General features: G+C 40.3%; 14 protein-coding genes, 6 tRNA genes and 3 rRNA genes. 4 read left to right on the top strand and 19 right to left on the bottom strand.

Annotated elements, in window-relative coordinates; translation table 11 throughout:
• Window positions 1–7: 7 nt before the first annotated feature.
• Complete coding sequence (locus JNUCC52_RS14935; RefSeq protein WP_337980224.1) at window positions 8–517, bottom strand: GNAT family N-acetyltransferase; 510 nt, start codon at window positions 515–517, stop codon at window positions 8–10.
• A 424-nt stretch (window positions 518–941) separates the two neighbouring features.
• Between JNUCC52_RS14935 and JNUCC52_RS14930 the strand changes: the two genes are divergently transcribed.
• Window positions 942–1,412 carry a DUF2975 domain-containing protein gene (locus tag JNUCC52_RS14930; RefSeq protein WP_337980223.1) on the top strand — a complete coding sequence of 157 codons (471 nt, stop codon included), beginning with the start codon at window positions 942–944 and terminating at the stop codon, window positions 1,410–1,412.
• A 346-nt stretch (window positions 1,413–1,758) separates the two neighbouring features.
• Here JNUCC52_RS14930 and JNUCC52_RS14925 read toward each other — a convergent pair whose 3' ends face one another.
• Window positions 1,759–2,646, bottom strand: a complete 888-nt coding sequence (locus JNUCC52_RS14925; protein WP_337980222.1) for an AraC family transcriptional regulator — start codon at window positions 2,644–2,646, stop codon at window positions 1,759–1,761.
• A gap of 561 nt (window positions 2,647–3,207) precedes the next feature.
• On the opposite strand from JNUCC52_RS14925, the gene JNUCC52_RS14920 reads away from it, so the two are divergent.
• On the top strand, window positions 3,208–3,654 hold the full coding sequence (locus JNUCC52_RS14920; protein ID WP_337980221.1) for a helix-turn-helix domain-containing protein: 447 nt from the start codon (window positions 3,208–3,210) through the stop codon (window positions 3,652–3,654).
• 175 nt (window positions 3,655–3,829) lie between these two features.
• Here the strand turns inward: JNUCC52_RS14920 and glmS are convergent, their stop codons facing one another.
• From glmS to JNUCC52_RS14850, 14 genes are all read right to left on the bottom strand, one after another.
• On the bottom strand, window positions 3,830–5,632 hold the full coding sequence (gene glmS / locus JNUCC52_RS14915; protein ID WP_337982225.1) for a glutamine--fructose-6-phosphate transaminase (isomerizing): 1,803 nt from the start codon (window positions 5,630–5,632) through the stop codon (window positions 3,830–3,832).
• A gap of 668 nt (window positions 5,633–6,300) precedes the next feature.
• Window positions 6,301–6,822, bottom strand: coding sequence for a type 1 glutamine amidotransferase domain-containing protein (locus tag JNUCC52_RS14910; RefSeq protein WP_337982224.1), 522 nt, complete (start codon window positions 6,820–6,822; stop codon window positions 6,301–6,303).
• A gap of 118 nt (window positions 6,823–6,940) precedes the next feature.
• Entirely contained in the window at window positions 6,941–8,293 is a 1,353-nt protein-coding gene (gene glmM / locus JNUCC52_RS14905) for a phosphoglucosamine mutase (protein ID WP_173479284.1), read from the bottom strand.
• Between the two features lie 324 nt (window positions 8,294–8,617).
• The gene (locus JNUCC52_RS14900; RefSeq protein WP_337980220.1) at window positions 8,618–9,694 is read right to left on the bottom strand and encodes a CdaR family protein; all 1,077 of its coding nucleotides are present in this window, start codon (window positions 9,692–9,694) and stop codon (window positions 8,618–8,620) included.
• Window positions 9,687–10,523: a diadenylate cyclase CdaA gene (cdaA, locus tag JNUCC52_RS14895; RefSeq protein WP_173479282.1), complete on the bottom strand. Its 837-nt coding sequence runs from the start codon at window positions 10,521–10,523 to the stop codon at window positions 9,687–9,689. The genes JNUCC52_RS14900 and cdaA overlap by 8 nt, the downstream gene beginning before the upstream one ends.
• Window positions 10,524–10,672: 149 nt before the next feature.
• Window positions 10,673–11,296, bottom strand: coding sequence for a zf-HC2 domain-containing protein (locus tag JNUCC52_RS14890; protein ID WP_173479281.1), 624 nt, complete (start codon window positions 11,294–11,296; stop codon window positions 10,673–10,675).
• A 13-nt stretch (window positions 11,297–11,309) separates the two neighbouring features.
• The gene (gene sigW / locus JNUCC52_RS14885) at window positions 11,310–11,873 is read right to left on the bottom strand and encodes an RNA polymerase sigma factor SigW (RefSeq protein ID WP_004225410.1); all 564 of its coding nucleotides are present in this window, start codon (window positions 11,871–11,873) and stop codon (window positions 11,310–11,312) included.
• A gap of 134 nt (window positions 11,874–12,007) precedes the next feature.
• Window positions 12,008–12,913, bottom strand: a complete 906-nt coding sequence (gene rocF, locus JNUCC52_RS14880) for an arginase (RefSeq protein WP_337980219.1) — start codon at window positions 12,911–12,913, stop codon at window positions 12,008–12,010.
• A gap of 180 nt (window positions 12,914–13,093) precedes the next feature.
• Window positions 13,094–13,166 (bottom strand) — tRNA-Lys (locus tag JNUCC52_RS14875).
• Between the two features lie 12 nt (window positions 13,167–13,178).
• Window positions 13,179–13,253, bottom strand: a tRNA-Gln gene (locus JNUCC52_RS14870).
• Between the two features lie 20 nt (window positions 13,254–13,273).
• Window positions 13,274–13,357: transfer RNA gene (locus JNUCC52_RS14865), tRNA-Tyr, on the bottom strand.
• Window positions 13,358–13,371: 14 nt separating this feature from the next.
• A tRNA-Val gene (locus JNUCC52_RS14860) sits at window positions 13,372–13,447 on the bottom strand.
• A gap of 74 nt (window positions 13,448–13,521) precedes the next feature.
• A tRNA-Glu gene (locus JNUCC52_RS14855) sits at window positions 13,522–13,596 on the bottom strand.
• Between the two features lie 118 nt (window positions 13,597–13,714).
• A tRNA-Asn gene (locus JNUCC52_RS14850) sits at window positions 13,715–13,791 on the bottom strand.
• Between the two features lie 271 nt (window positions 13,792–14,062).
• Between JNUCC52_RS14850 and mbcS the strand changes: the two genes are divergently transcribed.
• The gene (gene mbcS, locus JNUCC52_RS14845; protein WP_173479279.1) at window positions 14,063–15,640 is read left to right on the top strand and encodes an acyl-CoA synthetase MbcS; all 1,578 of its coding nucleotides are present in this window, start codon (window positions 14,063–14,065) and stop codon (window positions 15,638–15,640) included.
• A 119-nt stretch (window positions 15,641–15,759) separates the two neighbouring features.
• On the opposite strand, the gene rrf is transcribed toward mbcS, so the two are convergent.
• From rrf to JNUCC52_RS14830, 3 genes are all read right to left on the bottom strand, one after another.
• Window positions 15,760–15,875, bottom strand: a 5S ribosomal RNA gene (gene rrf, locus JNUCC52_RS14840).
• Between the two features lie 104 nt (window positions 15,876–15,979).
• Window positions 15,980–18,907 (bottom strand): 23S ribosomal RNA (locus JNUCC52_RS14835).
• A gap of 303 nt (window positions 18,908–19,210) precedes the next feature.
• A 16S ribosomal RNA gene (locus JNUCC52_RS14830) occupies window positions 19,211–20,762 on the bottom strand.
• Together the 16S, 23S and 5S rRNA genes form the textbook arrangement of a ribosomal RNA operon.
• A gap of 269 nt (window positions 20,763–21,031) precedes the next feature.
• Between JNUCC52_RS14830 and JNUCC52_RS14825 the strand changes: the two genes are divergently transcribed.
• Window positions 21,032–21,688, top strand: coding sequence for a hypothetical protein (locus tag JNUCC52_RS14825; RefSeq protein ID WP_228134200.1), 657 nt, complete (start codon window positions 21,032–21,034; stop codon window positions 21,686–21,688).
• Window positions 21,689–21,703 lie beyond the last annotated feature (15 nt).

Below are 21,703 nucleotides of genomic sequence, written 5' to 3'. Positions count from 1 at the left end.
AAATATTTTAAGCATCACACTCGACCTCTAGATTTTTAATCGCCAACATCGAATTATCCTGAATGATTCCCGTATCTGCGAAACCAAATGAAACGTATAATGTTTTAGCTATGATATTATTTGTTCGATAAAAGAGAGCTACATATTCTGCTTCACCATCTGGCAAAGTTTCAATTTCCATCAACATTTTTTCAAAGGCTAGTTTGCCATATCCTTTCCCCTGATAACTTTCATCAATCATCATATGCCAAATAAAATAGCTCTTCTTTCCGTAAAAAACCTCATTTTCAAATGATTCATGATCCATCGTATCGTAAATGTACATCAAAAATCCAACCGCAACGCCATCTGCATAAATGGCAATGGGAGTCGCTGGTATCCCGTCATCATTCAACATATGAGCGTCTCCAAAGCTTTTAAGGTTAGTCGTTTCTATAAAGTCTTTCTGATTTTCTCCCACTCTCAGTGCCATTACTTCATCTATGTTATCCCCGCTTATTTTCCGTAATTCAAGCATTTTACAGCCCTCCCAAGAATATCTACTATTATACATATCCTAAAACATACCAAATACAATTGCAAATATACCTCAAATAGGTAACCACAAAATATTCACCACTACTAACTCTTTTTGTGTTCTGCGAAAATTGCCTATTCATAGACCATCTTATAAAAGTAATTAGATTAAACTTTTTTATAAATTATCGGGCTTTTAATATACGCCACAATATGGCTTGAAATAAAATTAAATCTCTTGCGCCAATCACATCTGATTTTGCAGCACCCCCTGACTGAAGTACGATTCCTATATGATTATTAAACAAACTTTTGAATAACAATAATAATTTAACGAAAAACAAAATAAATATATTGATAAACGATAAAAAATAGACTAATATCGTATTTAATTATTTTATTATTAAATCAGTGAGGTGCTTCAAATGAATGTTAAACTAAGTTCAATTTTTTTCTTAAAGACCATTGCTTTTCTAATTGGAGTGGCGGTACTTGCTGTTTGTCTATACTGGTTACCTCAAGCAGCTATACGAGATGCGAAAGTACGTCCAGGAGATTACTCGATATATCCATTGTTAATATGTGCCTATGGAGTATGCATTACGTTTTTTGTTGCGTTGTATCAAATATATAAACTATTAAGTTATATCAGTATAAACAATGCTATTTCTGAGTTTTCCATTAAATCCTTGAAGATTATAAAAAAGTGTGCGTTTACAATTATTATCTTCATTTTGTTATTAATAGTTTACTTAAGGATTTTCGCTATGTTCACGGGTGAAGACGCAGCAGGTCCGATAGCCCTTGGTCTAATAGGAATTTTAGTAACAGCTATCATCGCTGCCATTATAGACGTACTTCAAAAGCCTATAAAAAATATACTAGAAAACATGTAGCTGTTTATTTTTCATGTTTAATACCTATTTTCCCTACTGAATGATGACCCTTAAATGAAAAATGGGTGCCCATTCTTTTTTGAAAGGACACCCAAAATTTAGACATTATTAAGTTAAGCAGTTATGAAGGATTGAACTCGGTCTCGGTATTGTACCGAGCTCAATCTTTTTAATTTCTTTTTTATACGTTTGTATTTTCAATATACCGTTCAAGTTCATGCTTATTACAGAATCGCGCCGATTGATGAATAAGAATCTTTCTCTCAACTAATATAAAAAAGTAAACAAAATGTAGCTTCCTCTTATCTAAAAGTTAAACGAAAAATTCACTTAATGATTTAAAATTTTAATTAGAATTCTTATTACTTTTTAAAACTGGTATCCATATTTCACTCTTGAAAGTTCGTGAGGTTACATTTTTATGTTCATTCCATAGAATTTCTGGACCTTCTATTTGTTCATAGTTTGAGGATGGAAACCATTCTGAATAAATGCGCCCCCACACATCTTGTAGCGTATCTGGAAATGGTCCGATTGCTTCGAAAATAGCCCAAGTTGAGGCAGGAACTTCAAGTTGCACAAGGTTATTTTGACATCCTTTTGTTGTAGCTACTCCAATATAGTGATCAAGCTCTCCTTTTTCCTCCATTCTGCCTTCAGAAAAGTTCGTGGAGGCACTAATTAGTCCTAAAGGTGTAACATTAGAAAGGCTTTTTAGTTTATTTATCGTTTCATCATCTAAACTTTCCCACATTGTAGCAATTTCTTGATTAACCCCGCTGAAAATAATAGGCACTCTTTTTTTAATACCCACAATGCGAAATGCTTCCTTTTCTTCAATACGATAGTTCATTTCATTTCCTCCTTTGATTGACAATTGGAAGGTCATTGGTGGGTAAGCTTTAAGTGAATGGCCATTATTTCTAGCTTCTGACGGTGTTATCCCATGCAAATTCTGAAAAGCTCGTGTAAAAGAATCAGGTGAGTTATACCCGTATTTTATTGCAATATCAATAACCTTTACGCTACTATCTATAAGCTCAAATGCTGCAAGAGAAAGCCTTCTGCGACGAATGTATTCCGATAGTGAAATACCTGCAAGAAAGGAAAACATCCTTTTGAAATGGTATTCGGAGCAGAAAGCTATCCTAGCTACTTCTTTGAAGTCCATTTCATTCGTAATATTTTCTTCAATATATTTTAATGCTCCATTCATGTTTTTAAGCAAATCCATTTATGTGATGACCTCCTTTATCAAAAGAATAGCAGGGATTGAATGTACCCGTCCGATAATTCGTGCACAATTATGTAGGGTACCTATACGTCATAATTTTTTTTATTTCATTAAATGACATATTAATGAAGGAAGATACAAAGAATCGCAGCCTATAATGGCATAACTAAAACATAAACTCAATTTAAAAAAGGCATCAAAGTTAAAATCATGGTGCCTAATATTCACTTTACTTTATTTATTTCCGACTTTGCTTAAATGCATTACTTCTCAAAATCTAGATTTCCTATCAGTTATTACAAAATTTCGCTCATAGCGGGATAACAATAGAACTTTTATAATTAAGAAAACCCCATAAAAGTCACAGACTAAACTGCCACTTTAGTACTTTACTTAAAGTCTGTTAAATCCCTCTTTATCAATAATCAACAGGTAAATGCAGGACTATAAACAATAATAAATGCCGTTCCCTAGGGGAAACTAATAGTTTACACCCTTGCAACGATGCGGTTCTTTTGTTTTTTAGTGCAATTAAATATACTGTGGATAGGAGTTGATCATATGTATTTTTCTTCAAAAATAAAAGAAGAACGTCAAAAGCATAATATGTCACAACAACAGCTTGGAGAAAAACTTAATATTAGTAGACAATCTGTTTCCAAATGGGAACGTGGAGAAAGTTACCCTAGTATTGAATTGTTAATTAAGTTAAGTTACATATTTGATATTACTCTTGATGAATTAGTGAAGGGGGATAATTCTTTGAGAGAGAAACTCATAAAAGACAGTCAAAAATTAGTCTATCCACGGTGGAAAGTGTTTTTTGATATTCTTCTAATAATTGGATTTTTATTCATACTAACTAAAATAGTCATTGTAATAGGTAATAAATTATTTGATTTAAACATCGTGTTCTTACAAAGTTCTTTGTTATTTCAAATTATACCGTTTTTCATGACGATCATTGGGGCAATTGGCAGTGAATCTCTAGCCAAAAAATACAAATAATCATTTTGGTTTTAGCATTATGCACTAATTATATAGGAAAGTCCCTTCAAACTAGTCTGAAGGGGCTTTTTCATTATATTTCTTCATTCAATTAAATGGCCCTAATGTGGAATAAAAAAAAGATCCTGCATACATAGCAGGATCTTTAATCAACAACCATAATAACGCTCTAGCCTTACTCCACAGTTACTGATTTCGCCAAGTTACGAGGTTTATCAACGTCGCAGCGACGGTGTAATGCCGCATAGTAGCTAATCAACTGTAATGGCACTACTGAAACGAGTGGTGTTAAGTATTCATTGACATGCGGGATGATTAGACGGTCGCCGTCTTCATCTACGCCAGCCATTGCGATAATACATGGGTAAGCGCCACGTGCAGCTACCTCTTTCACATTGCCGCGAATATTTAATGCTACCGCTTCCTGTGTGACAAGGGCGAATACTGGTGTACCTTCTTCAATTAAGGCAATTGTACCGTGTTTTAGTTCGCCACCTGCAAAGCCCTCTGCTTGAATATATGAGATTTCTTTAAGTTTTAAAGCACCTTCAAGACTTACGCAGAAATCAATGTTACGACCGATGAAGAACGCATTGCGTGCAATTTTCAAATAGTCTTCTGCTATATCTTCTAACACATCTTTTGAATCGATAATTGTTTGAATACCGTTTGCTGCAATTGCAAGTTCCTGTTTCAAATCAAATTCTAACCCTTTACCACTTGCTTTTGCTGTCACATATGCTGTTACTGCAAGTACTGCTACTTGAGCTACATATGCTTTTGTAGAAGCTACCGCGATTTCTGGACCTGCGTGTAATAATAGCGTATGGTCTGCTTCGCGTGATAGCGTAGAACCAGGTACGTTCGTAATTGTTAATGTTGGGTAGCCTAGCTCTTTAATTTTCACAAGCACTTGGCGGCTATCCGCTGTTTCACCTGATTGTGTAATGAAAATGAATAGCGGTTTTTCTGATAGTAATGGCATATTGTAGCCGAATTCACTTGAAATATGAACTTCAACAGGAATGCCTGCCATTTTCTCAAAGTATTGTTTACCGATTAAACCTGCATGATAGCTTGTGCCAGCAGCGATAATGTATAAACGATCTGCAGCTTGCAATGCTTGTAAAATGTCTGCATCAATTGTTAAATCGCCATTTTCGCCTTCGTATGCTTGGATGATTTTACGGATAACTGTTGGCTGTTCATCCATTTCCTTTAACATATAGTGAGGGTACGTACCTTTTTCAATATCGCTCATATCAAGCTCTGCTGTATATGGTGCACGCTCTACTACTGTGCCGTCTAATTTTGTAATTTCAACACTGCCTTTGTGTACGATTACAACTTCCTTATCGTGTAATTCCACAAATTGGTCTGTCACTTGTAACATTGCCATTGCATCTGACGCAACTACGTTAAAGCCTTCACCTACACCTACAAGAAGTGGTGATTTGTTTTTCGCTACGAAAATTGTGTCTGCCGCTTCAGCATCTAACAATGCAAGTGCATAAGAACCATGTAATAGTGATAATGTTTTGCGGAATGCTTCTGCTGTTTGCAGTCCGTCTTTCACAAATAGCTCCACTAACTGCACGATAACTTCTGTATCTGTGTCAGACTTCATAGGAATGCCTTTTAAATATGTTTTTTGTAATAAATGATAGTTTTCGATAACACCATTATGCACAATCGTAAAACGACCTGATGTACTTTGGTGAGGGTGAGCGTTTAAACGGTTTGGGACACCATGAGTTGCCCAACGTGTATGACCAATCCCAACTTTTGCCGCAACGTCCTCGTCTACTGCCTCACGTAAGTCAGCAATACGACCTTTTTCTTTGAAGATTGTTACGCCCTCTTCATTGCGTACAGCAATACCTGCTGAGTCATAGCCACGGTATTCCAGCTTCTCTAACCCTTTTAATAAAATTTCCTTTGCATCTGATTCACCAATATATCCTACAATTCCACACATAATTACTTTTCCTCCGATATTGTCATATTGACGCAATGACAAACTAGACCTCAGCCTATCGACATTTTTTCAGTGGGCGTAAACCGTACCACTTATTTTCATCTCAAAAATAAGCATACTTATGCGCGCACATCCTCGTACTATTTTAGCCATCTAAAATAGTGCTTCGCTTCGATATGTGAAGTTTTCCTATTTATCTATTGCTTTACTTATACCTTCTCCATTTTCTGTACATTCAATCACTTAAATGCTTTCAAAATGAAAAATGACAATCGGGTATGTCGATCGGGAGGCATCCGCCGAATTTTCGATAAACCTCCACCTCGTCTGCTGAAGATGTCTTCGTCCAATTTCCTCAGCTCAGGCGCTATAATTGTTTTCCGATTTATGTGCAATCTTTCCTCCTTTTGCACTTACTAAGCGGACATGGTTTAACCAAGCCGTCAGCTTCTCCATAATACTCAATCATATGCTATTCGTCAAATTTTCGTTATAAAAACTTCTTCATTTCCTCTTTTTTTAAGACGAATTTTAGCGCAAAGACGTAAAAAATAAGCATTATGCGTATATAGATTAAACGCGTAATTTTATAAAGCAGCATAAAACGTAAGACACAACATGGATTACCTGTTGCATCTTACGTTAAAAGTGCTTAGAGGGCCTTATAATTAACTCTCTTTACTTGCAAGTAATTTCACAATTTCTCGATTAAATGCTGGTAAGTCTTTCGGTGTACGACTTGTGACTAATTGCTTTTGACAAACAAATACTTCTTCGTCATGGAAATTAGCACCTGCATTTTCTAAGTCCACCTGAATAGACTTATAACCTGTCGCATCACGCCCGTTTAGCGTCTTCGCTGTAATTAGAAGCTGTGGTCCGTGACAAATTGCAAAGGTTGGCTTCATGTCGTCCATAAACGTTTTGACAAAGGCTACAATACGATCATCTGCACGTAAGATATCTGGTGAAAAGCCACCTGGAATGAACAATGCATCGAATTCTGAAGCTTTGACTTCATCAATACCTTTATCGATTTTTACTTGTTCTCCATGTTTACCTTTTACTGCTTTTCCTGCCTCAGTATCAATTGTGACTAGCTCATGACCTGCTGCTTCTAACGCTTCCTTAGGACTTGTGTACTCTACATCTTCAAACATATCTGTTATTACTGTTGCTATTTTAGCCATATTCAATAAAACACCCCTTGTTGTTATTGTGACTCAATAGTATTGTTCCCTCCCCTATCTATTTCAAACATAAAAAAACTCAATCTCTCATTATTTGAGAGATCGAGTGAACTAACTATTATTCAGTTAAACCCATTTCCGTACGTACTACATTTGCAATACGTTCTACATAACGTTCACAGTCCGCTTCAGTAGCTGCTTCCACCATTACACGAACTAGTGGCTCTGTACCAGAAGGGCGAACTAAAATGCGACCGTTACCAGCCATTTCTGTTTCCACTTCCGCAATTACGGCTGCAACTTTTGCATTTTCTGTCACTGCATGCTTGTCTGTTACACGTACATTGACTAAACGTTGTGGGAAAATCGTCATTTCTGCTGCAAGCTCCGATAGTTTTTTCCCAGTAGCTTTCATAATATTGACAAGTTGAATACCTGTTAACAGGCCATCACCTGTTGTATTGAAATCTAAGAAAACAATATGGCCTGATTGCTCGCCACCTAGGTTGTATTCATTGGCACGCATTTCTTCTACAACGTAACGATCACCTACAGCAGTTTGTACACTGTGCATCTCGTTTTCTTCAACAGCCTTGTAGAAGCCCATATTACTCATCACCGTAGAGACAATCGTTTGTTTTTTCAAACGACCGACTGCATTTAAGTGCTTACCAATGATAAACATAATTTGGTCGCCATCAACGATTTTACCTTTTTCATCTACTGCGATTAGGCGGTCTCCATCACCATCAAATGCTAAACCAACATCCGCACCCTTTTCAGTCACAAAAGCTGCAAGACCCTCTGGATGTGTTGAGCCAACACCGTCATTAATGTTAAGACCAGTTGGTGAAGCACCCATTGTAGAAATGTCTGCTTCTAAGTCAGCAAATAAATGAGTCGCAAGTGATGATGTTGCACCATGTGCGCAATCTAGTGCTACATGAATGCCATCAAATTCTTCATCTACCGTTTGCTTTAAGTATTGGATATACTTTTGTCCACCTTCGAAATAGTCACTTACAATACCTAAATCTGCACCAATTGGACGTGGTAATGTATCTTCTGGTGCATCAAGAATTGCTTCGATTTCTGCTTCTTGTGCATCAGTTAGTTTGAAACCATCTGGACCGAAAAATTTAATGCCATTATCGGCAACTGGGTTATGTGAAGCTGAAATCATGACGCCTGCATCTGCACTCATAATTCGGGAAAGATAAGCTACACCTGGTGTTGAAATGACACCAAGACGCATTACCTCTACGCCGATTGACAATAGTCCAGCTACTAGTGCACCTTCAAGCATTTCGCCTGAAATACGTGTGTCACGACCAATTAATACCTTTGGACGCCCTGTTGCATCCTTCGTTAAAACATAGCCACCTACGCGGCCTAGTTTAAATGCAAATTCCGGTGTTAATTCACTATTCGCGACGCCACGGACGCCATCTGTTCCAAAATATTTACCCATTTTAATTGTTCTCTCCTTCAATGCAAGACGACCGCATCATGCTTGTTTCCTGCGGACAATCGGACGGCTCGTCTGCTTACTTTTGGAAAAGTCTTTTTCATTCATGTAGTAGTAGTTAGGCCTCTCTAACTATCTTTCAGAGGCTCTATGGCTCCAAGCTTTTCGTACTCAGGCATTGTTCGTTTAAGCTAATAAAATTGCTCTTGCGCTCATGCTAGCCTGGGCCACACTTGTTTGTTAGCATTTTTAAATATGCTAGAAAGCACGATTTGTTGAGACAGGAAATCTCTAATGAATCAAGTTAAAATTATAGTCAGTTATTGTTTAAGAATCAATATCTTCTTCTGTACCAGAATCAGGATTTGGTTCTTCAGGTTTTGTCTCTTCAGGTTTTGTTTCAGCATTTGTAGGTGTTTCTTTATCTACCTTATCCACCTTGTCTTCCTTGTCGGCTGCTTTACCTACCTTTGTAACATCTGCTTTAATTTTAATTTTTTGTTCAGATACTTTAGTCGCACCATCTGGTAATTTTACCTCAAATTCATACGTTTTTGATTCGGTAATTTTTGATAAATCAATCTCAACAGGTATTGCGGTTAAAACATCAATAATTGATTTTTTCCCATATAGCTTCAGTGCAGGCGTACCAAGGGTTAATTGGTTTATAGTAATACCTTCTGCTGCTTTACCTGTTTCCTTTATCGAGACTGGTAGTTCTTTGCTATATTCTGCAATATCTACCCGTACTTTTACTTTTTCTGGTTCTATCGTCACATCTAATTTATTCAAATCCCGATCTAACACTTTAACTGCCGCTTCTTGAGAGAAGGACTGTTTCAAACCTTGTTCACCCGTTACAGTTGCTTTCACATAACTAATGCTCTCAATTACACTTTTTGCACCTGTTACAAATACTGTCGCTGGGTTGGCAGACATCCCTTTTAGATAATATCCTTCATCAATTAAACGGTTATTCATTTCAGGATCGACACGGAACTCTTGTGTGACTTTTTCCTCAATATTTACATTCACTGTTGCTGGGTCAAGTGTCACTTGCAACTTATCAGATATATTCTCATATTGAAGTTGCACATTATGTTGACCAATTAATAAGTCATTTAAGTCAACAAATATTGAGAAATCCTTCACTAACTTTGTATTTAAAGCAATTTGTTTTGGTCCTTTAATCGTAACATTAACTGTTTTCGGAATCCCCGTTACAATAAGATTATCGTCATCATAATAAACCTCTACGGGTACGTCTCGAATCACTTCCATCTGTTCATTCGTTGCCGATTTATTAGTAGAAGATAATTCAGTCCTAACAGAGAAAAATAATAAGCACGCTAGAAAAAGCGCAATGATTCGCAATACCCAAGGGCTATCCATCATTTTATCCATTCTTTTTCCCCCTCCAAGTCAACTTAGAGGCTGCATTCGATTCTTGCGCTGATCCGAACCACATTTTACGTAACAGTGTTTCGAATTCCTCTAGAGAAAGATTGCGATGTAGATTACCGTTTAACGTAATACTAATCGCTCCCGTTTCCTCGGATACAACAATCGTAATCGCGTCTGTTACCTCACTAAGCCCAAGAGCGGCACGATGTCGTGTTCCTAGTTCTTTCGAAATAAACGGACTTTCAGAAAGTGGTAAGTAACAAGCCGCTGCTGTTACCTTATCTTTCTGCATAATGACAGCCCCATCATGAAGTGGTGTATTCGGTATGAAAATATTAATAAGTAATTCAGATGAAACTTCTGCATTTAAAGCAATACCCGTTTCAATATATTCATTCAGGCCTGTGTCTTTTTCAATAGAAATTAACGCACCAATACGACGTTTAGCCATATAACTAACAGATTTCTTCATTGCCTCAATCAGTCTAGTTTGCTCTTCTTCTTCTTGGCTTGTTGAACGTTGGAACAACTTGCCTCGACCAATTTGCTCAAGACCACGTCTGATTTCAGGCTGGAAGATGATAATAATCGCCAAGAAACCAAACTCGATTACTTGCTTAAGCATCCATCCTAATGTTTCTAACCCCAAAAAGTCTGTTGCAATGCGTGCAATAATAATGACGAAAATGCCTTTTAATAATTGGACAGCTTTCGTCCCTTTAATGAGGGTTAAAATTTTATAAACAACGTACCAAACGAGCAGTACATCTATGAAGTTAATAACAATATTCACTGGTGTTAAATCCGTGAATTGTTCGATAATTTGCACGTGGCATCCCCCACTTTTCATTGCGAATCCATATACATTTAAGTATAGCACATTCTTTTCAAATGTAACTTTTTTCAAAAGAAAAGTCTACCCATATGAGTAGACTTTTCATCCTCTCCCGTGCACTACCATGTAGGACGTATAGAGTTCTATTTAGTTTCTTTTTCCTCAAATGTCATTGCAGCCTTAACGGAATTTTTGATAGTATACCATAACCATTCAAACGCTTCGTCTATTTCCTCTATCTTACCTGAAACGACTGCGGAAGATGCCATATACTGGCCATTAATAATCGTTACATCGCCATCTACTTCACCCTCAACAATTAAGTCGCCATTTTTAACGACAATATCGCCTTTAACAACTTCACCTTTTGGCACTATAACCGTTTGTCCCTCTACAACTAGGTTTGGTTGTTTGGTAACAGAGAAATGCTGATCATCCATAAAGTTCCCCAATAAAGTAGCACTCATAAATAAACAGAAGACTGCTGCCGCAACAAATAACGGGTGACGGCGAATCCATTTTTGCATACCTACACGACTTTTTGGTTTCGGTAAACGAGCCATCACCGCAGCTTCAAAATCTGGAGGTGCTGTAATATGGGAAGCACTCTTCACAAAGGCGATCGTCTCACTCAATTCTTGCATTAATTGCTTGCAATCACCGCATGAATGCAAATGTTGTTTCAACTCTTGTTCATGCTCACGACTAATGTCACCGTCTAAGTAATCATGCATATAATCTATAATATGCTCTGGACAAATATTCATGATGCTCCCCCTCCTACAGATTGTTTAATTGCTTTCGTAATGCTTCACGTCCGCGGTGAATCCTCGTTTTCACTGTCCCAAGAGGCATATCCAAAATTTCACTAATTTCTTGTAACGATAATTCTTCAATATATTTCAATACTATAACTGAACGATATTTATCCGGCAAACGTCCAATCTCATATTGAATGCGATCTTGTAGCTCCATCTGCTCTAACTGCTCTTCTGGTAGCTGGTCGTCTGCTGCAATTTGTGAATACATATCCAGCCCTTCTGTACCAGCTACCTCCGCATCTAAATAATAATCCGGCTTTTTCTTTCTAATACGGTCTATACAGAGGTTCGTCGCGATGCGATAAAGCCACGTCGAAAATTTTCTTTTTTGATCAAAAGTATGCAAATTCATATATGCACGAACAAACGCTTCTTGTGCAATATCCTCAGATTCTTGCTTGTTTCCTAACATTCGGTAGCATACTTGGTACAGTTTGTGCTGATAGAGACTCACAATATCGGCAAATGCGTTTTGATCGCCTTTAAGCACTTGTTTTATTCTCTTATTTACTAACGCATCCATTGTGTTTACTTCTCCACCTTTACAACTGTCTTATACTATACGGCCCGACTATAAGAAAAGTTTCAATTTATATTCAATTATAACAAAAGATTTTTATCCAATGTGGTGATAAACAATATTTTCACAATTTGGAATTAAACTAGTGTCTCACCGAATAAAGAACCGATTAATGCGACAGCGACATCTGCAGTTTTATTTTTTTCATCTAGTATTGGATTTACCTCAACAAATTCAGCAGATGTTAGCATGCCTGATTCTTGTAGCATTTCCATCGCTAAATGGCTTTCTCGGTATGTTATGCCACCAGGCACTGGCGTACCTACTCCTGGTGTATAAAGTGGATCTAGACCATCTAAGTCTAACGATAAATGTAAGCCATCTACGTTACGTTCTTTTAAATAAGCAATAGCATCTTCCATTACACGCGTCATTCCAAGGCGATCTACTTCATGCATTGTATATACTTTAATTCCTTGCTGGCGAATTAGCTCACGTTCACCAGGATCTACTGAACGCGCTCCAATTATAATTACATTTTCAGGTTTAACTTTTGGTGCAAAATTACGAATTTGCACAAGGCGCTCATGACCTAAGCCAATGCTAACAGCAAGTGGCATACCATGGATATTACCAGATGGAGTAGTATCTGGTGTATTAAGATCTGCATGTGCATCAAACCAAATAACACCTAAGTTTTTAAAATGCTCACCAAGTCCTGCAAGTGTACCGATTGCAATACTATGATCCCCACCAAAAACAAGCGGGAATTTTTTCTGTTCTAATGCTTCATGTACTTGATTTGCTAATGACGTACTAACATCTACAACTTCTTCTAAATTTAATAGCTGTTTATCAATTTCCTTACTCTCTTGTACTTGACTAACAAGAATATCTCCCTGATCCTCTACCTTGTGACCAATTGCCTCTAATCGCTCAACAACACCCGCATAACGGATTGCACTTGGCCCCATATCAACCCCTCTTCGTGTTTGACCGTAATCTGTTGGAACTCCAATAATTGATACTTGATGTTTATTCATTATTTTATACCCCCTATTCTTAATAAGACTATTGTAAAGCCTACAATGTACTTGGCTCAACCTAACAGAAATACGTATATTTATACATTTTAAAATAACAAAAAAAATCTCCTGCTGTTTTCAGCAAGAGATTAGTATCTGTAGTTAATGTTACACTTTTGAATTTGAATTATAGAAAAGTGAGCCATGAAGGACTCGAACCTTCGACCCTCTGATTAAAAGTCAGATGCTCTACCAACTGAGCTAATGGCTCATAAAAGAAAAATGGCTGGGGTACCTGGATTCGAACCAGGGCATGACGGAATCAAAATCCGTTGCCTTACCGCTTGGCTATACCCCATTCATTCATATAAATAAAACTGGTGGAGGGGGACGGATTCGAACCGCCGAACCCTAAGGAGCGGATTTACAGTCCGCCGCGTTTAGCCACTTCGCTACCCCTCCGAAAAAACACTATATGGTGGAGGATGACGGGCTCGAACCGCCGACCCTCTGCTTGTAAGGCAGATGCTCTCCCAGCTGAGCTAATCCTCCATAGAAACAGGTGTTTTTTTCTTCACAGTTTATTTATCTTTTTAAGCCTTTGCATTACTACGATGCTTAGAAAATGGTGACCCCTACGGGATTCGAACCCGTGTTACCGCCGTGAAAGGGCGGTGTCTTAACCGCTTGACCAAGGGGCCATTTATTATGTCTCAAACAAGACAAGATTTATATTAACATCATTTTCAATATGATGCAAGCCTTTTTTAAAATAATTTCTTTTTAAATATAATATGTAGTTAAAAAAGGGCAAAAAAATGGCTCCGAAGGCAGGACTCGAACCTGCGACAACCTGATTAACAGTCAGGTGCTACTACCAACTGAGCTACTTCGGAACAATACTATTCAATTTGGTTTTAACAACCTCTTAAGTACATTTATTATTATAGCAAGCATTCTAAATTATGCAATACTTTTTTAAAAAAAATTATTTAATTTATTGCATAATTTTTAACTTGTAGGTAATAAAGCATAATAGTTCTCTATTAAATCTAATATTTCTATTTTGCGCATCAAATATTCTTGCTGTATATTATTGTAATTGCTAAAATAAAAATAGTTTTAAGAATTTTCTATTAAATTAGTTTTGGGGAGGAATGTTCATATATGGTAACAAATGATTTAATTGCACCTGAACTTTATAACATCACAGAGGAATTAGAGAAGTTTTCCCAAGATAGTGATCGTCAAGCTATAAGATGGCTAGATACGAAACAAAATCGCCGCACAATTTCATATGCTGACCTTATTCAAAAAATGAACCAATACGCGAATGCCTTTACAGAGAGAGGACTTCAAAAAGGTGATCGTGTACTAGTGATTATCCCACGTCTACCAGAAGCATATTTTGTTTTCCTCGGTTGTTTAAAGGCGGGAATCGTTCCTATCTCTTGTTCAGAGATGTTACGTGCAAGTGATTTAGAATATCGTATGGAACACTCTTCTGCAAACGCAGTGATTGCCTACGAGGCTTTTACTAGCGAGGTTGATCAAATTACTTCTTCTGTTGCCGCTTTAAACAATAAATTAGTCATTGGCAATGCTACAAGCAATTGGGTGTCTTTAGATGCATTAGCTGATAAGCAACCTACAAGCTTTACGGCTGTAGCTACAAAACGCGATGATATGGCATTTCTTTCTTATACTTCAGGAACAACGGGTAAACCAAAAGGAGTAGTTCACTCTCATGGCTGGGGTTATGCACATATTCGAACAGCAGCTTCCAAATGGCTTTGTGTACGCGAAGGTGATCTCGTATGGGCGACTGCAGCACCAGGTTGGCAAAAATGGATCTGGAGTCCATTTTTATCAACAATCATGTTAGGGGCAACTGCTTTCGTCTATCATGGAAGTTTTGATCCTCATACGTATCTCCAGCTTCTTCAGGACGAAAAAGTGAATGTTCTTTGCTGTACACCTACTGAATATCGTATTATGGCAAAGATTGATAATCTAAAAGATTACAATTTAGTCTCATTAAGAAGTGCCGTTTCTGCTGGTGAGCCGTTAAATCGTCCAGTAATTGAAACATTTATGAAAAATTTTGGCCTTAAAGTACGTGATGGCTATGGACAAACAGAAAATACTTTATTAATTGGTACACTTGAAAACACCGAATTACGCCCTGGCTCTATGGGTGTTCCTACGCCAGGAAATATTGTACGTATTATTGACCATGAGGGCAATGAGGCACCTGTAGGAGAAGTTGGAGATATCGCTGTCCATAAATCTTCACCAGCTCTATTCAAAGAGTATTATCGTGAACCTGAACGCACACAAGCTGCTTTTAGAGGTGATTGGTATATTACAGGTGACCAAGCAAAATGCGATGAAGATGGTTACTTCTGGTTTGAAGGACGTGGTGATGATATTATTATTTCTTCAGGCTATACAATTGGTCCGTTTGAAGTAGAGGATGCTTTAAATAAGCATGAAGCTGTACAAGAATGTGCTGTTGTCGCTGCACCAGATGAAATTAGAGGGCATATTGTAAAAGCATTTGTAATCTTACGTGAGAGCTTCCGAGACCATGATGAGGAACAACTAACGAAAGAGCTTCAGGAGCACGTTAAAGCATTAACAGCGCCTTACAAATATCCTCGCAGTATTGTCTTTATCGATGAGCTGCCAAAAACAACATCAGGAAAGATTCGACGTGTGGAGCTACGTGCTATAACTGTTTAATTAATTAAAAGACATTTCACCTATCAGGTGAAATGTCTTTTTTCTATTTTATCTCAGTTAAATTAATTTTATAGAAATAAAAAAAGCCACTACTGAGTGTATCAGCAGCGACTTTTTGCGCCTAGCGACGTCCTACTCTCACAGGGGGAAGCCCCCAACTACCATCGGCGCTAAAGAGCTTAACTTCCGTGTTCGGTATGGGAACGGGTGTGACCTCTTTGCCATCATCACTAGACTATGTTCGGCTTTCAATATACATCGTATCTTGAAACCCTCTTAATTGAAAGATGTTGTTCTTTCAAAACTGGATAAACGGTTCATTGAATGTTTCAAACTTTTTTGGTTAAGTCCTCGATCGATTAGTATTCGTCAGCTCCATGTGTCACCACACTTCCACCTCGAACCTATCTACCTCATCGTCTTTGAGGGATCTTACTTACTTGCGTAATGGGAAATCTCATCTTGAGGGGGGCTTCATGCTTAGATGCTTTCAGCACTTATCCCGTCCACACATAGCTACCCAGCGATGCCTTTGGCAAGACAACTGGTACACCAGCGGTGTGTCCATCCCGGTCCTCTCGTACTAAGGACAGCTCCTCTCAAATTTCCTACGCCCACGACGGATAGGGACCGAACTGTCTCACGACGTTCTGAACCCAGCTCGCGTACCGCTTTAATGGGCGAACAGCCCAACCCTTGGGACCGACTACAGCCCCAGGATGCGATGAGCCGACATCGAGGTGCCAAACCTCCCCGTCGATGTGGACTCTTGGGGGAGATAAGCCTGTTATCCCCGGGGTAGCTTTTATCCGTTGAGCGATGGCCCTTCCATGCGGAACCACCGGATCACTAAGCCCGTCTTTCGACCCTGCTCGACTTGTAGGTCTCGCAGTCAAGCTCCCTTGTGCCTTTACACTCTACGAATGATTTCCAACCATTCTGAGGGAACCTTTGGGCGCCTCCGTTACCTTTTAGGAGGCGACCGCCCCAGTCAAACTGTCCGCCTGACACTGTCTCCTGCCCCGCTAAGGGGCATGGGTTAGAATTTCAATACAACCAGGGTAGTATCCCACCGACGCCTCCTTCGAAGCTGGCGCTCCGAGATCTCTGGCTCCTACCTATCCTGTACAAGTTGTACCAAAATTCAATATCAGGCTACAGTAAAGCTCCACGGGGTCTTTCCGTCCTGTCGCGGGTAACCTGCATCTTCACAGGTACTATAATTTCACCGAGTCTCTCGTTGAGACAGTGCCCAGATCGTTACGCCTTTCGTGCGGGTCGGAACTTACCCGACAAGGAATTTCGCTACCTTAGGACCGTTATAGTTACGGCCGCCGTTTACTGGGGCTTCAATTCGCAGCTTCGCTTGCGCTAACCACTCCTCTTAACCTTCCAGCACCGGGCAGGCGTCAGCCCCTATACGTCACCTTACGGTTTTGCAGAGACCTGTGTTTTTGCTAAACAGTCGCCTGGGCCTATTCACTGCGGCTCTCGTGCGCTTGCACGCTCAAGAGCACCCCTTCTCCCGAAGTTACGGGGTCATTTTGCCGAGTTCCTTAACGAGAGTTCTCTCGCACACCTTAGGATTCTCTCCTCGACTACCTGTGTCGGTTTGCGGTACGGGCACCTCTCACCTCGATAGAGGCTTTTCTTGGCAGTGTGAAATCAGGAACTTCGTCCATACGGACTCGCCATCACAGCTCAACGTTACAGTGTGCGGATTTGCCTACACACACGCCTTACTGCTTGGACGCGCACAACCAACGGCGCGCTTACCCTATCCTACTGCGTCCCCCCATTTCTCAAACGGTGAGGAGGTGGTACAGGAATATCAACCTGTTGTCCATCGCCTACGCCTATCGGCCTCGGCTTAGGTCCCGACTAACCCTGAGCGGACGAGCCTTCCTCAGGAAACCTTAGTCATACGGTGGACGGGATTCTCACCCGTCTTTCGCTACTCATACCGGCATTCTCACTTCTAAGCGCTCCACCAGTCCTTCCGGTCTGACTTCAACGCACTTAGAACGCTCTCCTACCACTGACATCGTAGATGTCAATCCACAGCTTCGGTGAATCGTTTAGCCCCGATACATTTTCGGCGCAGCGTCACTCGACCAGTGAGCTATTACGCACTCTTTAAATGATGGCTGCTTCTAAGCCAACATCCTGGTTGTCTGTGCAACGCCACATCCTTTTCCACTTAACGATTACTTTGGGACCTTAGCTGGTGGTCTGGGCTGTTTCCCTTTTGACTACGGATCTTATCACTCGCAGTCTGACTCCCGTGTATAAATATCTGGCATTCGGAGTTTGTCTGAATTCGGTAAACCGGGATGGCCCCCTAGTCCAAACAGTGCTCTACCTCCAGTATTCTCATCACGAGGCTAGCCCTAAAGCTATTTCGGAGAGAACCAGCTATCTCCAAGTTCGATTGGAATTTCTCCGCTACCCACACCTCATCCCCGCACTTTTCAACGTGCGTGGGTTCGGGCCTCCAGTAAGTGTTACCTCACCTTCACCCTGGACATGGGTAGATCACCTGGTTTCGGGTCTACGACCACGTACTAATTCGCCCTATTCAGACTCGCTTTCGCTGCGGCTCCGCCTTCTAAAGCTTAACCTCGCACGTAATCGTAACTCGCCGGTTCATTCTACAAAAGGCACGCTATCACCCATTAACGGGCTCTAACTACTTGTAGGCACACGGTTTCAGGATCTCTTTCACTCCCCTTCCGGGGTGCTTTTCACCTTTCCCTCACGGTACTGGTTCACTATCGGTCACTAGGTAGTATTTAGCCTTGGGAGATGGTCCTCCCGGATTCCGACGGAATTTCACGTGTTCCGCCGTACTCAGGATCCACTCTGGAGGGAACGAACTTTCGACTACAGGGCTTTTACCTGCTCTGGCGGACCTTTCCAAGTCGCTTCATCTAACTCATTCCTTTGTAACTCCGTATAGAGTGTCCTACAACCCCAAGAGGCAAGCCTCTTGGTTTGGGCTCTTCCCGTTTCGCTCGCCGCTACTCAGGGAATCGATTTTTCTTTCTCTTCCTCCAGGTACTTAGATGTTTCAGTTCCCTGGGTCTGCCTTCAAGACGCTATGTATTCACGTCAAGATACTACGCGATTAAACGTAGTGGGTTCCCCCATTCGGAAATCTCCGGATCAAAGCTCACTTACAGCTCCCCGAAGCATATCGGTGTTAGTGCCGTCCTTCTTCGGCTCCTAGTGCCAAGGCATTCGCCGTGCGCCCTTAATAACTTAACCTACAGCTTCCGATATACATCGTAATACAGCGTCAGCTTCATTCGTTCAATCAGTCACGTACGAAAGTACGCTCCTTCACTCACTCAATCGCTTCCTTGTCTTACTCGTATCTCGAAACCTTTTAATGTTATTAAGCCTATAAAAAAACTTAAAAAATAAATGTGTTTGTTACAATTTCAATGTCGTTTTATCCAGTTTTCAAAGAACAAGTTTTGAAGTGTTTCATCTAATGATGAACCTTCAAAACTGAACGCAAAACGTAATCTTACAAACCCAAGGTTTGTATTCCGAAAATATCCTTAGAAAGGAGGTGATCCAGCCGCACCTTCCGATACGGCTACCTTGTTACGACTTCACCCCAATCATCTATCCCACCTTCGGCGGCTGGCTCCAAAAGGTTACCTCACCGACTTCGGGTGTTACAAACTCTCGTGGTGTGACGGGCGGTGTGTACAAGGCCCGGGAACGTATTCACCGCGGCATGCTGATCCGCGATTACTAGCGATTCCGGCTTCATGTAGGCGAGTTGCAGCCTACAATCCGAACTGAGAACGACTTTATCGGATTAGCTCCCTCTCGCGAGTTGGCAACCGTTTGTATCGTCCATTGTAGCACGTGTGTAGCCCAGGTCATAAGGGGCATGATGATTTGACGTCATCCCCACCTTCCTCCGGTTTGTCACCGGCAGTCACCTTAGAGTGCCCAACTAAATGATGGCAACTAAGATCAAGGGTTGCGCTCGTTGCGGGACTTAACCCAACATCTCACGACACGAGCTGACGACAACCATGCACCACCTGTCACCGTTGTCCCCGAAGGGAAAACCATATCTCTACAGTGGTCAACGGGATGTCAAGACCTGGTAAGGTTCTTCGCGTTGCTTCGAATTAAACCACATGCTCCACCGCTTGTGCGGGCCCCCGTCAATTCCTTTGAGTTTCAGTCTTGCGACCGTACTCCCCAGGCGGAGTGCTTAATGCGTTAGCTGCAGCACTAAGGGGCGGAAACCCCCTAACACTTAGCACTCATCGTTTACGGCGTGGACTACCAGGGTATCTAATCCTGTTTGCTCCCCACGCTTTCGCGCCTCAGTGTCAGTTACAGACCAGATAGTCGCCTTCGCCACTGGTGTTCCTCCAAATCTCTACGCATTTCACCGCTACACTTGGAATTCCACTATCCTCTTCTGCACTCAAGTCTCCCAGTTTCCAATGACCCTCCACGGTTGAGCCGTGGGCTTTCACATCAGACTTAAGAAACCACCTGCGCGCGCTTTACGCCCAATAATTCCGGACAACGCTTGCCACCTACGTATTACCGCGGCTGCTGGCACGTAGTTAGCCGTGGCTTTCTAATAAGGTACCGTCAAGGTACAGCCAGTTACTACTGTACTTGTTCTTCCCTTACAACAGAGTTTTACGAACCGAAATCCTTCTTCACTCACGCGGCGTTGCTCCATCAGGCTTTCGCCCATTGTGGAAGATTCCCTACTGCTGCCTCCCGTAGGAGTCTGGGCCGTGTCTCAGTCCCAGTGTGGCCGATCACCCTCTCAGGTCGGCTACGCATCGTTGCCTTGGTGAGCCGTTATCTCACCAACTAGCTAATGCGCCGCGGGCCCATCCTATAGCGACAGCCGAAACCGTCTTTCAGAATTGTCTCATGAGAGACAAAAGATTATTCGGTATTAGCCCCGGTTTCCCGGAGTTATCCCAAACTATAGGGTAGGTTGCCCACGTGTTACTCACCCGTCCGCCGCTAACGTCAAAGGAGCAAGCTCCTTATCTGTCCGCTCGACTTGCATGTATTAGGCACGCCGCCAGCGTTCGTCCTGAGCCAGGATCAAACTCTCCATAAAAGAAATTTGATTAGCTCAAATTGTTTTGCTGGCATCAATTTTGATGTCCAAAATTTTGTTTCGTCCGCTAACGAAGTTAGCTACTAAAAACTATATTGATTACGTTTTGCTTGTTCAGTTTTCAAGGTTCATTTTGTTTCGTTTGTCGCGTCATCTCTTGGCGACTTATACATAATAACATCGATTAATCATGAAAGTCAACACAAAATCATAAGTTTTTTTAAGGAGTTTATTTTTATGTTTAAAATTATAGAAATGGGGTTTTAAATATGCTTCGTAAAACGTTGGTATCACTGGTTGTCATAGGAATATTGTTTATCTTTATTAAACCAATTAATTCTACGATGATTTCTGTATTTAATATTGCTAACGCACCAACGGTTGTAACAAAAGGGCATTATGGCACTTCACTTATTGTCGAAATTTCTTTTTCTGATGATAAACTTTTAGATTGGCTTAAAAATGTAAAAGGACCTTATCCGCTCCTTCTTTTAGATGCGGCATGGATTGAGCGATCACCTGAGCATATAAAAGTAATTCAAGAACGAAAACTACCTACAGGATTATTAGGTCCCGAAGATTCAGTAGAAGAACCAATTGATATTGCATTACTACAAAAAGATGTGAGTACTTATGAAAAATATTTAAAGACCACACCGCTTTGGTTTGCTACACGAAATCATCAGTATTCTCAGGATTTACAAAAAAGCTTATTTCAGAAGCAAATAAATATACTTTCTCCTTCACTCATTTGGCAAGGAGAAAAAACACCCGAATTACAAAAAGGCGATTTTTTATTTCTCCCTTTACATCAAGACACTAAGGTTACTTTTAAAGAGTTAAATACATTATTGCAACAAAATAAATTTATGTCGATTGAAGAAAATATATTCGGTTACTCAGTACAATCTAAAAAAACTCCATAATAAAAGTAGCCTCAA

The sequence above is a fragment of the Lysinibacillus sp. JNUCC-52 genome (genome assembly GCF_015999545.1).
Taxonomy (GTDB): Bacteria; Bacillota; Bacilli; order Bacillales_A; family Planococcaceae; genus Lysinibacillus.
The sequence above is the reverse complement of the archived record's forward strand: the minus strand, read 5'-3'. Positions and strand labels throughout refer to the sequence as shown.